This window comes from Chelativorans sp. (genome assembly GCF_031180965.1).
Taxonomy (GTDB): domain Bacteria; phylum Pseudomonadota; class Alphaproteobacteria; order Rhizobiales; family Rhizobiaceae; genus Chelativorans.
In genome coordinates this window covers 113,132-127,178 of record NZ_JAPSLH010000008.1, presented here as the reverse complement: position 1 = coordinate 127,178, position 14,047 = coordinate 113,132, and the positions used below count along the sequence as shown (strand labels likewise).

Below are 14,047 nucleotides of genomic sequence, written 5' to 3'. Positions count from 1 at the left end.
GGGTGAAGAACCCCAGCTCAGAAAGCCTTGAATGTCAGCGTCGTCAATGAGCGCACAATGCCAGGAACGTTAGCGATGTTCTCGTTGATGAACTTGCCGATATCCACGCCTTCGTCGATATAGACCTTCATCAACAGGTCGTATTCGCCGCTCGTCGAGTAGAGTTCGGAGGCGATTTCCCGTTTGTAGAGCTCGTCGGCGACGTCATATGTCTTGCCGGGCTGGCAGCGCAACTGAACGAATACGGGTCTCATGGTTCCTTCCGGCGGATCGTTCCACTCTCCAAGAGAAGGTGGATGATCGGCAGCAGCTGTCAACAGGGCTTTGGCGCACTCGCCCTGTCGTGGTAGAGAGCCGGCCCGCACTTTGCAACAAGATGCGTTCTGAAGCATAGTCCTGCCCATGAGCGAAACGGCGCCGAACGGCACGAAATACGAGGAGCGGCTGCGCCGCGCCGGCGTGCGAATCACGCGGCCGCGGCAGGTGATCCTGCGCATCCTCGCGCAGACGGAGGACCATCCGGACGCGATGGAGATTTTCAACCGCGCATCCGAGATCGATCCCAGCATCTCGCTCTCCACCGTCTATCGCACCATGAAGCTGCTGGAGGAGCTGGGCGCCATCCACCGTCACGCCTTCGAGGGCGGACGCGCGCGCTTCGAGCAGGCGGGCAGCGAGCATCACGACCATCTCATCGATATCGACACAGGCGACGTCATCGAGTTCCACTCGACAAAGATCGAGGCCCTGCAGGATGAGATCGCCCGATCGCTCGGCTACGATATCGTGCACCACCGCCTGGAACTCTATGGCAGGAAAAGGCGGCGGCGTTGAACCAGACAGGTGGAGGAGACGCGCTCGTGCATCATGATGGGGCTCACTCATGACCAAAGCTGACATCGGCCTGATCGGCCTCGGCGTGATGGGCGCCAATCTGGCGCTCAACATAGCGGAAAAAGGCTTTCGCATTGCCGTTTTCAACCGCACCACGGCGCGTACACGTGAATTTGTGGAGGAAGCCGGCCCCCTCGCGGACAATATCGTGCCGTGCGAGACGCTCGAGGCGCTGGTGGATGCGATCGGCGCGCCCCGCCCGATCATCCTGATGGTGCCCGCAGGCCCGGCCGTCGACGAACAGATCGCCGCGCTCGATCCGCTGCTTGCCCGCGACGACATCATCATCGATGCAGGAAACGCCAATTTCCGCGATACCCGCCGGCGCATGGAGGCGCTCGCGAAGACTGGCCCGCGATTCATCGGGATGGGTGTGTCGGGAGGCGAGGAGGGGGCACGGCACGGGCCGTCGATCATGGTGGGCGGCCCGCAGGATTCCTACCGGCGCATAGAGCCGGTCCTGGAGGCGATCGCCGCGCGGTACAAGGGCGAGGCGTGCCAGGCTTGGCTTGGCCCCGATGGTGCAGGGCATTTCGTCAAAACCATTCACAACGGCATCGAATATGCCGACATGCAGATGATCGCCGAGATCTACGGCATCCTGCGTGACGGGCATGGATTGAGCGCACAGGAGATCGCGCCGATCTTCGCGCGGTGGAACGAAGGCCGATTGAACTCCTACCTCGTCGAGATCACCGGCGCGGTGTTGACGGCGATCGACATGGATACGGGCAAGCCGATCGTTGACGTTATCCTCGACCGCGCCGGCCAGAAGGGCACGGGCCGCTGGTCGGCGATCGAGGCGCAGTCGCTGGGCGTTCCCGCCACGGCAATCGAAGCGGCAGTGGCGGCCCGCAGCCTCTCCGCCATGAAAGCGGAGCGGGAGTCAGCCGAGAAGCGCTTCGGCATCCGGGTACCCTCCGCTGGAAAGCCAGGCGAATCGGCACTCGCCGATTTGGAGGCTGCGCTCTTTGCCGGGAAGATCGTCGCCTATGCGCAAGGCTTTTCGGTCATGGCCGCGGCCTCGCGCGAGTTTGGCTGGAACCTGCCGCTCGGCACGGTCGCGCGCATCTGGCGCGCAGGCTGCATCATCCGCTCGCAATTCCTCGGCGAGATCGCGGATGCCTTCGACAAGGCGCCCGAAACCGAAAACCTGCTGATGACATCCGCCTTTTCGGCCTTCATGGAGACTGCGCATCCGCATCTGCGGCGCGTAGTGGCACAAAGCGCCGAGGCCGGCCTGCCTGCGCCCTCGCTTTCAGCCGCGCTCGCCCATTTCGACACGTTTCGCCGTGCCCGAGGCACGGCCAATCTCATCCAAGCGCAGCGCGATTTCTTCGGCGCGCATGGCTTCGAGCGCGTCGACCGCGAGGGAAATCACCACGGGAACTGGAACAGAGGATAAAAAGTGCCGCCGTGGTGGAGGGGAACCACGGCGGCCTTTTATTATGTGCGGCAGCCCGGAGAGGGGGTAGGCTGCCGCTGGTGTCCGGTTCAGGCGGGGGACGAGCCTTGCCGGACTCGGCGGAGTATTGCCGATGACTGTTATGTTGTTCACCAAAATGGCTATTCAAGGGCTGAAACATTACACCTCGTTAATCTTTGCGCGCCACTGCCATACCCTGTCCGGAGCCTCATCGGCGGCGAGGCTTTCTGATGGACAGGCGGAAGAGGTCGCGCTACCCGTTCGGCCATGAAAAAAGGCGATCATCTCTTCCTCGTCGATGGCTCGGGCTATATCTTCCGGGCCTATCACGCCCTACCGCCGCTCGCGCGCAAGTCAGACGGGCTGCCGGTCGGCGCCGTATCGGGCTTCTGCAACATGCTGTGGAAGCTCCTGCGCGACGCCCGCAACACGGATGTCGGTATCACCCCGACCCATTTCGCGGTCATTTTCGACTATTCATCGAAGACGTTCCGCAATGAACTCTTCCCTGAATACAAGGCCAACCGGACCCAGCCACCAGAGGATCTCATTCCGCAATTCGGCCTGATCCGGGAGGCGACGCGCGCCTTCGACCTGCCCTGCATTGAGATGGAGGGCTACGAGGCCGACGATCTGATCGCCACCTATGCGCGGCTTGCCTGCGAGGCGGGAGGCGATACGACCATCGTCTCCTCGGACAAGGACCTGATGCAGCTCGTCGGGCCCACGGTGGCCATGTACGACCCGATGAAGGACAAGGAGATCAAAGTCCCCGAGGTCATCGAGAAATGGGGCGTTCCGCCCGAAAAGATGATCGACCTGCAGGCGCTGACCGGCGACACGATCGACAACGTGCCGGGCGTGCCAGGCATAGGTCCGAAGACGGCAGCTCAGCTTCTGGAGCAGTATGGAGATCTCGATACGCTGCTTGCCCGGGCGCATGAGATCAAGCAGGACAAGCGACGCGAAAACCTGCTTCAGCACGCGGAGAATGCCCGCATCTCGCGCGAACTGGTCCGCCTCAAGGATGACGTGCCGGTCGAGCTCGGCCTCGATGCTCTGGCGCTTAATCCCCCCAACGGACCGAAGCTGATCGCCTTCCTGAAGGCGATGGAGTTCTCCTCGCTCACCCGCCGGGTCGCGGAGGCGACAGGAACCGATCCGTCAGCGATCGAGTCCGCTTACGTGGCAGTACAGGCGGGGGCCGAGGCGCACGGACCCGATCTCACGGTTCCTGCAACCGGCATCGGCGAGCCCGGCGCCGAGGGCGAGATAGCGCCCGACCGCACGGATGAGGCGGAGACGCCGGAAAAATTCGCGCGCAAGATTGCCGAGGCGGCGTCGGCCGAGAAATTCGACCACTCCCGCTATGTCTGCATCCGAGACCTGGAAACGCTGAACCAGTGGGCAGCGGAAGCACGCGAGACGGGCATCCTAGCCCTCGATACAGAGACGACCTCGCTCGATCCAATGCAGGCGGAACTGTGCGGAATCGCTCTCGCCACTGCTCCCGGGCGCGCGGCTTATGTGCCCCTGTCGCACAAGAACGGGAAAGAAGACCTGCTCGGCGGCGGGATGATGGACGGCCAGATTGCGGTGGAAGCGGCGCTCAGCGTCCTGCGGCCGGCACTCCAGGATCCTGCGGTGCTGAAGATCGGCCAGAACCTGAAATATGACTGGCTGCTCCTCTACCGGCATGGGATCGAGATCGCGCCCTATGACGATACCATGCTGATCTCCTACGTGCTTGAAGCGGGGACGCAGGCACATAGCATGGACGCGCTGGCCGAGCGATGGCTCGGCCATACCCCGCTTTCCTACAAGGAGGTGACGGGCTCCGGACGCTCCAAGGTGACCTTCGACATGGTCGATCTCGAGCGCGCCACCATCTATGCCGCCGAGGATGCCGATATCGCGCTGCGCCTGTGGAAGGTGCTGAAGCCGCAGTTGGCCGCAAAAGGCCTCGTCTCCGTCTATGAGCGGCTGGAGCGACCGATGATCTCAGTGATCTGCCGCATGGAGCACCGCGGCATCATGGTGGACCGCCAGATCCTCTCCCGCATGTCCGGCGATTTCGCGCAGACGGCGGCGCGGATGGAGGAGGAGATCTACGAGCTCGCCGGCGGGCGTTTTACTATCGGCTCGCCGAAGCAACTGGGCGATATCCTTTTCGGCCGGATGGGCCTGCCGGGCGGGGCGAAGACGAAGTCGGGCCAATGGTCCACGTCCGCGCAGGTGCTTGAAGAACTCGCTGCCGCAGGTCACGAACTGCCGCGTAAGATCGTCGATTGGCGGCAGGTCACCAAACTGAAATCCACCTACACGGATGCGCTGCCCGGCTATACCCACCCCGATACGGGACGGGTGCACACATCCTATTCGTTGGCTTCCACGACGACGGGGCGGCTCTCCTCCTCCGAGCCGAACCTCCAGAACATCCCCGTGCGCACGCCGGAAGGCAGGAAAATCCGCACCGCCTTCATCGCCGCGCCCGGCCGGAAGCTGATTTCGGCCGACTACAGCCAGATCGAGCTGCGCGTGCTTGCCCATGTGGCAGAAATCCCGGAGCTCAAGAAGGCTTTTGCGGAGGGCGTGGACATCCATGCCATGACGGCGTCCGAGATGTTCGGCGTGCCGGTCGAAGGCATGCCGGCGGAGGTCCGCCGCCGTGCCAAGGCGATCAATTTCGGCATCATCTACGGCATCTCCGCCTTCGGCCTCGCGAACCAGCTCAGCATTCCGCGCGAGGAGGCCGGTGCCTATATCAAACGGTATTTCGAGCGGTTTCCGGGAATCCGCGACTATATGGAGCGGACGAAAGCGTTCTGCCGCGAAAAGGGCTATGTCGAGACCATCTTCGGCCGCCGCGCCCATTACCCGGAGATCCGCTCCTCCAACCCTTCCATCCGCGCCTTCAACGAACGCGCCTCCATCAACGCGCCCATCCAGGGTTCGGCCGCCGATATCATCCGCCGCGCCATGATGCGCATGGATGCGGCGCTCGCCGATTCGGGGCTCGGCGATGTCCAGATGCTGCTGCAGGTACACGACGAGCTTGTATTCGAGGCGCCGGAAGATGCTGTGGAGCGCGCCATCCCGGTGATCCGCACGGTAATGGAAGGCGCGGCCTGGCCGGCCCGCTCTCTTTCGGTGCCGCTGAAGGTGGACGCACGCGCGGCCGACAATTGGGAAGAGGCGCACTAGGCATTTTGCCCTGATCCGCCGACGGGCATGCATCAGGTCGGCGCGCCCTACACCCTGCGCGGGAGCACGCGATCCGGTGGCCGGTGGCCGTCGAAGAAGGTGCGGATGTTGATGATCACCTTCTCGCCCATGTCGATGCGGCCCTCCATCGTGGCCGAGCCCATATGCGGCAGGAGGACCACATTGCCCTTGGCCGCCAGCTTGAGAAGCTTCTTGTTGACCGCAGGCTCGTGCTCGAAGACGTCCAGACCGGCGCCCGCAAGCTTTCCCTCCTCAATCATGTGGATCAGGGCATCCTCGTCGACGATGTCGCCGCGGGCCGTATTCACGATGTAGGCGGAGGGTTGCATGAGAGCGAGCCGGCGCGCCGACAGCAGGTGAAAAGTGGCCGGCGTCGACGGACAGTTGACGGAGATGACGTCCATGCGGGCGAGCATCTGGTCCAGGCTATCCCAATAGGTTGCTTCCAGTTCGTCCTCGATCATCGGCGCAACGCGGCGGCGATTATGATAATGGATCGAAATGCCGAAGGCCTTGGCCCGGCGCGCCACCGCCGTTCCGATGCGGCCCATGCCGACGATGCCGAGCCGCTTGCCCCAGATGCGCCGTCCCAACATCCAGGTGGGCGACCACCCCGCCCATTTGCCGTCCTGCTTCAGCACCTCCGCGCCTTCCACCAGGCGCCGCGGCACCGCGAGGATCAGCGCCATCGTCATGTCAGCCGTGTCTTCATTGAGCACATTGGGCGTATTCGTGACGGTGATGCCCCGCTCCGCCGCTGCGGCGACGTCGATATGCTCGACTCCATTGCCGTAATTAGCGATCAGCTTCAGCCGCTCGCCCGCCTGGGCGAGCAGGGCTGCGTCGATGCGGTCGGTTATGGTCGGCACAAGCACGTCCGCCTCTTTGACCGCCGCCACCAGTTCCGGCTGGGCGAGCCGGCGGTCGTCCACATTGAGCCTGGCGTCAAACAGCTCGCGCATGCGCGTTTCGACCTGGTCCGGCAGCTTTCTTGTGATGACGACGAGAGGTTTTTTCCGCCCGGTCATTGGTTCGATACCTCCCCCGCGTTGAGGCCTCGTTAACCAAGAAGAGCGACATTAAGAGGCGCCTTCCTGCTTCGAAGTCTCAGGTGCGATGTCTAACAAGCAGGCGTGGCGAAGACAAAGAAAAAGACCGCGATGCGCCGCATGGAGGCGTAGCGGAATGGCCGAAGATGATGCCGCCGACGCGGCAACCTTCAGCAGGTTCGGGACGTGGGGAAAGAAGATGCCTGCATTCACGAAGAGCCGTGGCTTGCTCGCTCTTTCGCTGCTTGGCGCCTTGCTGGCGTCGAGCCCCTCTTACACACAAACGGAAGGTGCCGTCGCGCAGGTCTTGAAGAGAGGGCCGAGCGGGCTTCCACTGCCCCGCTTCGTCAGCCTCAAATCAGGACGCGTCAACATGCGTGTGGGGCCTGGAACGCAATATGCCGTCGAGTGGCTCTATTTGAAGCCCGGGCTGCCTGTGGAGATCATCCAGGAATATGACAACTGGCGCCGCGTCCGAGATATGGACGGGGCGGAAGGCTGGATCAACCAGGCGCTCCTGTCCGGCCAGCGGACCGGCATCGTAGCGCCCTGGCTGAAGGGTAAGGGGAAGGCAGCCTTGCCGCTGATGGCGGAGCCCAATGAAGGTGCTCGCGCGGTGGCGCAGCTGGAGCCGGGTGTCATCGGCGAGGTTACCGTGTGCAATGGCGACTGGTGCCGGATGACCTTCGCGGGCCATGAAGGCTGGATCCGCCAAGATTCCCTCTGGGGCGTCTATCCCGGCGAAGCTGTTCAGGACTAGCCGCGCGTCCGCACCAGATGGCAGCCTGACGGGTCAGCGCACCCGGTTGGATTTAGGGCGAAGGCGCACGAGGATGTCTACATGGGAGATTTCCATGTCCTCCGGCGGTGCGGGCAAATTGGTGACGCTCACGGGCCCCTCGGGAATATCCATCAGCCGGTTCTCCCCTTCCAGGAAGAAATGGTGGTGGTCCGAGGTATTGGTGTCGAAATAGGTCTTCGACCCTTCCACGGGCAGGATGCGCAGCATGCCCGCCTCGGTAAACTGGTGCAGGGTGTTGTAGACCGTAGCGAGCGAGACGCGCACTCCGGCGCTCAAAGCTTCCTCGTGCAGCTCCTCAGCCGACACGTGTCGATCGCCGGCCTTGAACAGGAGTTCCGCCAACGCAATGCGCTGGCGCGTCGGACGAAGTCCGGCCGCGCGCACACGACAATCTAGCGCTGAAGCGTTGAACTGGGCAGCGGTCAAGGAACCCTTTCCTGTCGCTTTCGACTTTCTTCTCGGCGTAGAGCCGTATTTATCAGTCTCACATATATTCCGATGGGTTTTGCCGATCAATAGCGGCAAAACGTCTGCGAGATCGCCCATGCGGGGCGATGATCGGGAAATTGCTGCGGGCTGTTTCCTACGCCAAACAAGCTGTGATAGGGAGAGTCCCCAAATCGGCAATGGGCCCTCGGGCGGCCTGCGAACGAGAATGGGAATACATGGCGCAGACGAAATCGAGCTACGACTACGAAGACCTTTTGGCCTGTGCCCGTGGCGAGCTATTCGGCCCCGGCAATGCGCAGCTTCCAGCACCTCCCATGCTGATGTTCGACCGGATCACTCAAGTGAGCGCGGATGGCGGCGAGTTCGGGAAAGGGTTCATCCGCGCCGAGCTCGACATCAAGCCCGATCTTTGGTTCTTTCCTTGCCACTTCATCGGCGACCCCGTGATGCCCGGCTGCCTCGGCCTGGATGCGCTGTGGCAAATGACGGGCTTCTTCCTTGGCTGGCTGGGCGAGCCCGGCAAGGGGCGCGCCATCTCAACGGGCGAGGTGAAGTTCAGCGGCATGGTCACGCCTAGCGTGAAGAAGGTCGAGTATGGCGTCGACTTCAAGCGCGTTATGCGCGGCCGCCTCGTGCTCGGTACCGGCGACGGCTGGCTGAAAGCCGACGGCGAGACCATATACAGGGCCGGCGACCTGCGTGTCGGTCTTTTCAAACAGGAAGCCGCGGCCTCTTAGGAAGCTGACCAAAATCCACCAGGGAAATTGCGGGCGGCCGCCTTGAGCCCCAGGGAGAGCCATATGAGACGCGTCGTAGTCACCGGCCTTGGCATCGTGTCCTCGATCGGCAACAATGCTCAGGAAGTAACGGCCTCGCTGCGCGAGGCCAAGTCAGGCATCAGCTTTTCGCCGGATTTCGCCGAACACGGTTTCCGCTGCCAGGTCTGGGGCGCGCCCACGCTCGATCCCACGGAGTTCGTAGACAGGCGCGCCCTGCGCTTCCTCTCCAAGGGCGGCGCGTGGAACCATGTGGCGATGGAGCAGGCGATCGCCGACTCCGGCCTCGAAGAAAAAGACATCACAAACGAGCGCACGGGCATCATCATGGGCTCGGGCGGCCCGTCGACGCGCACCATCGTGGACGCCGCCGACACGACCCGCGAAAAGGGCTCGCCCAAGCGCATCGGCCCGTTTGCCGTGCCGAAGGCCATGTCCTCCACGGCGTCGGCCACACTCGCCACCTGGTTCAAGATCCATGGTGTGAACTACACGATTACGTCGGCCTGCTCCACCTCGGCGCACTGCATCGGCAATGCCTACGAGCTCATCCAGTTCGGCAAGCAGGACATCGTCTTCGCCGGCGGCCACGAGGATCTCGACTGGACCATGTCGAACCTCTTCGACGCCATGGGCGCCATGTCCTCCAAGTTCAACGAGACGCCGGCGGTCGCCTCCCGCGCCTATGACGCCCGCCGCGACGGCTTCGTCATCGCCGGCGGCGCCGGCGTGCTGGTCCTGGAGGAGCTGGAGCATGCCAAGGCGCGCGGCGCCAACATCTATGGTGAGGTCGTGGGCTACGGCGCGACGTCAGACGGCTACGACATGGTCGCGCCCTCGGGCGAGGGGGCAGCGCGCTGCATGCGGCTTGCGCTCTCCACCGTGAAGGAGCGCGTCGACTACGTCAACACCCACGGAACGGCCACCGAGGTGGGCGATTCCCGCGAGGTCGGCGCCATCCGCGAGGTCTTCGGCGACAACATGCCCTATATCGCCTCCACGAAGTCCCTGACCGGCCATTCGCTGGGCGCTGCCGGCGTGCAGGAATCGATCTATTCGCTCCTGATGGTCAAGGAAGGCTTCATCGGCGAAAGCGCTCACATCGACGAACTCGATCCCGAGTTCGAGGGCGTGCCCATCGTGCGCAAGCGCATCGACAATGCAAAGATAGACACGGTGCTGTCGAATTCCTTCGGCTTCGGCGGCACCAATGCGACGCTGGTGTTTCAGCGCTACGCGGGGTGAGGGACGGAAGATGGAACCTCTGATGAAGGGCAGGCGCGGCGTCGTCATGGGCGTCGCGAACGACCACTCGATCGCCTGGGGGATTGCAAAGAAGCTCGCCGCCCATGGCGCCGAGATGGCCTTCACCTATCAGGGCGAGGCGTTCGGCCGTCGCGTCAAACCGCTGGCCGAGCAGGTCGGCTCGAAATTCCTCCTGCCCTGCGACGTGGAGGACAGCGCCTCGATCGACAAGGTCTTCGAGACGCTTGCCTCGGAATGGGGCTCGCTCGATTTCCTGGTCCACGCTATCGGCTTTTCCGACAAGAACGAGCTCAAGGGCCTCTACGCCAACACGACGCGGGAAAACTTCATCCGCACGATGGTGATCTCCTGCTATTCCTTCACGGAGGTGGCGCGCAAGGCGGCAGCCATGATGCCGAATGGCGGCAGCTTGCTTACGCTCACCTATGCAGGTTCCACCCGCGTCATGCCCAATTATAACGTCATGGGCGTCGCCAAGGCCGGGCTTGAGGCGAGCGTTCGCTACCTCGCCAACGACTATGGCCCGCGCGCCATCCGCGTGAATGCGATTTCCGCCGGCCCGGTGCGCACGCTGGCGGGTGCGGGAATCTCCGACGCCCGCCATATGTTCTCCTATCAGCAGCGCAATTCACCACTGCGCCGCACCGTCACCATCGACGAGATCGGCGGCTCAGCCCTTTATCTTCTGTCTGACCTTTCATCCGGCGTGACGGGCGAAATCCACTATGTGGATTCGGGTTACAACATCGTTTCCATGCCAGCACTGGACGAGCTGAAGCGCTCGGGCGAAGCCTCCGAAAAGGTCGAAGCCGAACGCGAAGCGGCAAAGGCAAAATAGCTATTGCTGGCCCCAGAGGACCTTGTAGGTCCCGTCGCGGCGCAATTCCCCGTGCCGCGCGAATGCGGTTTGCATCACCGCTTCGTAAGGCAGGCCGCGATTGGCGACAAGAAAAAGCCGACCGCGCTGCTTCAGAGTCTTCGCCGCTATCCCGATCATAGCGCGGCCGATATCCGGCTCCGCGGCACGGCTGCGGTGGAAGGGCGGATTCATAACGATCACATCATAGCGATGCGCAACCGGCTCGCTCAGCAGATCGTGCCAGAAGAAGCGGCAGCCTGCGCCTGGCGCATGCTTGGCAAGATTGCGGCGCGCAGCCTCGATTGAGGAGTAGTGCGCGTCGTAGAGATCCACCCTCGAAACCGGAAATCGCCGGGCAACCTGTACCGACAGGTATCCCCAGCCGGCGGCAAAATCTGCCACCTCGCCCGAGATATCCTGCGGCAGGCATTCCGCCAAAAGCCTTGAACCCGGATCGACCGCGCCTTCGGAAAAACCGCCTGCGGCTGTCTCGAACCCCTCGGAAGAGGCCAGCGCAGGCGCTGAGAGCGAGGCAAGCACGCCATCTTCCACTCTGCCGGGGCGCCGCAACCAGAAGGCCGTCCCATGATGCTTGGACAGGTGATCCTCGATCGGCAGAAGCTCGGATATCCGCTTGCGGAAGCTCGGCGCGCCATTCCTCTTCGTGCCAGCGGCGAGAATGAGGCCGCCTGGGCGAACGCGTTCGATCGCTTCGGCAAAACGCGCCTCGTTTTCACGCCGATGACGGCCGAGAAGGAGAAGCGCCGTGTCGAAGCCGTGGCCCTCCGCCCACGGTGCCACCGTAAAACCCGCTTTCTCAAGCGCCAGGAAATCGGGGCGGAAATCCTGCACCACCTTCAGCTCGGCCCGGAATTCGGAAGGCAGCCTCAGCCCTGTGGAAGCGCCAAAGAGGAGAAGCCGCTCTCCGGAACGCGGCATCTCGATGAGGCCTCGTTCGAACGGAAAAAGCATTGTTGGAAGGGCTTCATTCACGGGCGGGAATCCCAGGCGGAAGCAAAACGGGCGCAGCATAGCCGCGCCCGTATGTAAGCCATCAGGCGGAAGAAATCAGTTGTCGACCTCTTCGCTTTCTTCCTTCTTCTCGCGGACGATTTCCTTGCCCGTCTTCTGGTCGACGACCTTCATCGAGAGCCGCACCTTACCGCGCTCGTCAAAGCCCATCAGCTTGACGAAGACCTTGTCGCCTTCCTTGACCACATCGGTGGTCTTCTGGACGCGCTCGGGAGCGAGTTGCGAGATGTGCACCAGGCCATCGCGCGGACCAAAGAAGTTCACGAACGCGCCAAAATCGGCGGTCTTCACCACGGTTCCTTCGTAGATCTCGCCAACTTCCGGCTCGGCGGTGATGGAGTGGATCCACTTCCGGGCAGCCTCGATCTCCTTCGCATTGGACGAAGCGATCTTCACCGTGCCGTCGTCCTCGATGTTGATCTTGGCCCCGGTCTTCTCCACGATCTCGCGGATGACCTTCCCGCCGGTGCCGATCACGTCGCGGATCTTGTCGGTGGGGATGTGCATGACCTCAATGCGCGGGGCGAACTCGCCGAGCTCGCTGCGGCTCTGGGACAGGGCCTTGGACATCTCGTCGAGGATGTGGAGCCGGCCTTCCTTGGCCTGCTCGAGCGCTACCTTCATGATCTCTTCGGTAATGCCGGTGATCTTGATGTCCATCTGCAGCGAGGTCACGCCCTCGTCGGTGCCCGCGACCTTGAAGTCCATGTCGCCGAGGTGATCCTCGTCGCCGAGGATGTCCGACAGCACGGCGAAGCGGTCGTCCTCCTTGATGAGGCCCATCGCAATACCGGCAACGGGCTTGGCCAGGGGGACGCCCGCATCCATCAGCGCCAGCGAGGTACCGCAGACCGTCGCCATCGAGGACGAGCCGTTGGACTCGGTGATCTCGGAAACGACGCGGACGGTGTAAGGAAACTGATCCGGCGCTGGCAGCAGCGGATGAACTGCCCGCCAGGCGAGCTTGCCGTGACCGATCTCACGGCGGCCGGGAGAGCCCATGCGCCCCGTCTCACCCACCGAATAGGGCGGGAAGTTGTAGTGGAGCATGAAAGTCTCTTTATAGGTGCCGGTGAGCGAGTCGACATACTGCTCATCCTCGCCGGTGCCCAACGTGGCAACTACGATCGCCTGCGTCTCGCCTCGGGTGAAAAGCGCAGAGCCGTGCGTGCGGGGAAGCACGCCCACTTCCGCGGTGATCGGCCGGACTGTCTTCAGGTCGCGACCATCAATGCGGCTGCCGGTGTCGAGGATGTTCCAGCGCACGATCTTGGCCTGCAGTGCCTTGAACACGGTGGCGACCTGCTCGGGCGTCCACTTGTACTCTTCGGCACTTTCGGGGAGGAACGTCTCCTTGACCTTGACCTTCGCCGCGTCAACGGCAGCGTAGCGCTCCTGCTTGTTGATGATCTTGTAGGCCTCGCGCAGGTCGGCCTCCACCACCTTCAGCATCTCGGCTTCGAGGCCGGAAAGATCCTCGGGCAGGAAGTCGCGGGGTTCCTTGGCCGCCACTTCCGCGAGCTTGATGATGGCATCAATGACCGGCTGGAAATGCTTGTGGCCGAACATGACGGCGCCGAGCATGACGTCCTCGGGAAGCTGCTGGGCTTCCGATTCCACCATCAGGACGGCGTCCTGCGTGCCCGCCACGACGAGGTCGAGCTTGGTCTCGGGCATCACGTCGAGATGCGGGTTGAGGACGTATTCGCCGCCGATATAGCCGACGCGGGCAGCACCCACCGGGCCCATGAAGGGGACGCCGGAAAGGGTGAGCGCGGCCGAGGCGGCGACCATGGCGACGATATCGGGATCATTCTCCAGATCGTGCTGGAGGACGGTGACGATCACCTGCGTGTCGTGCTTGTAGCCCTCGACGAAGAGGGGACGGATCGGGCGGTCGATGAGGCGGGAGACGAGCGTCTCCTTCTCGCTCGGGCGCCCTTCACGCTTGAAGTAGCCGCCGGGGATTTTGCCGGCAGCGAAGCTCTTTTCCTGGTAGTTGACGGTGAGTGGGAAGAAGTCGATGCCGGGCTTCGGCTCCTTGGCGGAGACTACTGTGGCGAGCACAACCGTCTCGCCATAGGTGGCGAGCACCGCGCCATCGGCCTGACGCGCTATCTTGCCGGTCTCCAGGATGAGCGGACGCCCACCCCATTCGATTTCCACTTTGTGTTGCTTGAACATGTCTGGTCCTAATCTCGAAGGCCGCGCGGCAGTGCCGCGCGCATTCGCTTTCTCTTCTTTGTAGGACGAGCCATGGGCAAGACA

At 63.0% G+C, this 14,047-nt stretch carries 12 protein-coding genes; 7 read left to right on the top strand and 5 right to left on the bottom strand.

Annotated elements, in window-relative coordinates; genetic code table 11:
• Positions 1–17: 17 nt before the first annotated feature.
• A complete protein-coding gene (locus RIN79_RS08845) occupies positions 18–254 on the bottom strand; it encodes an Lrp/AsnC ligand binding domain-containing protein (protein ID WP_309084278.1) in 237 nt (78 codons plus the stop codon).
• Positions 255–402: 148 nt separating this feature from the next.
• Between RIN79_RS08845 and RIN79_RS08840 the strand changes: the two genes are divergently transcribed.
• The 3 genes from RIN79_RS08840 to polA all read left to right on the top strand — a co-directional run bounded on the left by RIN79_RS08840 (position 403) and on the right by polA (position 5,524).
• Complete coding sequence (locus RIN79_RS08840; RefSeq protein ID WP_309084277.1) at positions 403–834, top strand: Fur family transcriptional regulator; 432 nt, start codon at positions 403–405, stop codon at positions 832–834.
• 49 nt (positions 835–883) lie between these two features.
• Positions 884–2,299: an NADP-dependent phosphogluconate dehydrogenase gene (gndA, locus tag RIN79_RS08835; RefSeq protein WP_309084276.1), complete on the top strand. Its 1,416-nt coding sequence runs from the start codon at positions 884–886 to the stop codon at positions 2,297–2,299.
• Positions 2,300–2,587: 288 nt separating this feature from the next.
• Entirely contained in the window at positions 2,588–5,524 is a 2,937-nt protein-coding gene (gene polA / locus RIN79_RS08830) for a DNA polymerase I (RefSeq protein WP_309084275.1), read from the top strand.
• 47 nt (positions 5,525–5,571) lie between these two features.
• Here polA and RIN79_RS08825 read toward each other — a convergent pair whose 3' ends face one another.
• Positions 5,572–6,573 (bottom strand): D-glycerate dehydrogenase, encoded by a 1,002-nt coding sequence (locus RIN79_RS08825; protein WP_309084274.1) that lies wholly within the window; start codon positions 6,571–6,573, stop codon positions 5,572–5,574.
• Between the two features lie 220 nt (positions 6,574–6,793).
• Here RIN79_RS08825 and RIN79_RS08820 point away from each other — a divergent pair, with 220 nt between their 5' ends.
• Entirely contained in the window at positions 6,794–7,354 is a 561-nt protein-coding gene (locus RIN79_RS08820) for an SH3 domain-containing protein (RefSeq protein WP_309084273.1), read from the top strand.
• A gap of 33 nt (positions 7,355–7,387) precedes the next feature.
• Here RIN79_RS08820 and irrA read toward each other — a convergent pair whose 3' ends face one another.
• Positions 7,388–7,822 (bottom strand): iron response transcriptional regulator IrrA, encoded by a 435-nt coding sequence (irrA, locus tag RIN79_RS08815; RefSeq protein ID WP_309084272.1) that lies wholly within the window; start codon positions 7,820–7,822, stop codon positions 7,388–7,390.
• Positions 7,823–8,061: 239 nt separating this feature from the next.
• On the opposite strand from irrA, the gene fabA reads away from it, so the two are divergent.
• The 3 genes from fabA (at position 8,062) to fabI (ending at position 10,726) form a co-directional block, all read left to right on the top strand.
• Positions 8,062–8,583, top strand: a complete 522-nt coding sequence (gene fabA, locus RIN79_RS08810; RefSeq protein ID WP_309084317.1) for a 3-hydroxyacyl-[acyl-carrier-protein] dehydratase FabA — start codon at positions 8,062–8,064, stop codon at positions 8,581–8,583.
• Positions 8,584–8,646: 63 nt separating this feature from the next.
• The gene (gene fabB / locus RIN79_RS08805; RefSeq protein ID WP_309084271.1) at positions 8,647–9,867 is read left to right on the top strand and encodes a beta-ketoacyl-ACP synthase I; all 1,221 of its coding nucleotides are present in this window, start codon (positions 8,647–8,649) and stop codon (positions 9,865–9,867) included.
• A gap of 10 nt (positions 9,868–9,877) precedes the next feature.
• Positions 9,878–10,726 (top strand): enoyl-ACP reductase FabI, encoded by an 849-nt coding sequence (gene fabI, locus RIN79_RS08800; protein ID WP_309084270.1) that lies wholly within the window; start codon positions 9,878–9,880, stop codon positions 10,724–10,726.
• Here the strand turns inward: fabI and RIN79_RS08795 are convergent, their stop codons facing one another.
• The gene (locus RIN79_RS08795; protein WP_309084269.1) at positions 10,727–11,686 is read right to left on the bottom strand and encodes a class I SAM-dependent methyltransferase; all 960 of its coding nucleotides are present in this window, start codon (positions 11,684–11,686) and stop codon (positions 10,727–10,729) included.
• Between the two features lie 129 nt (positions 11,687–11,815).
• On the bottom strand, positions 11,816–13,963 hold the full coding sequence (gene pnp / locus RIN79_RS08790; RefSeq protein ID WP_309084268.1) for a polyribonucleotide nucleotidyltransferase: 2,148 nt from the start codon (positions 13,961–13,963) through the stop codon (positions 11,816–11,818).
• Positions 13,964–14,047 lie beyond the last annotated feature (84 nt).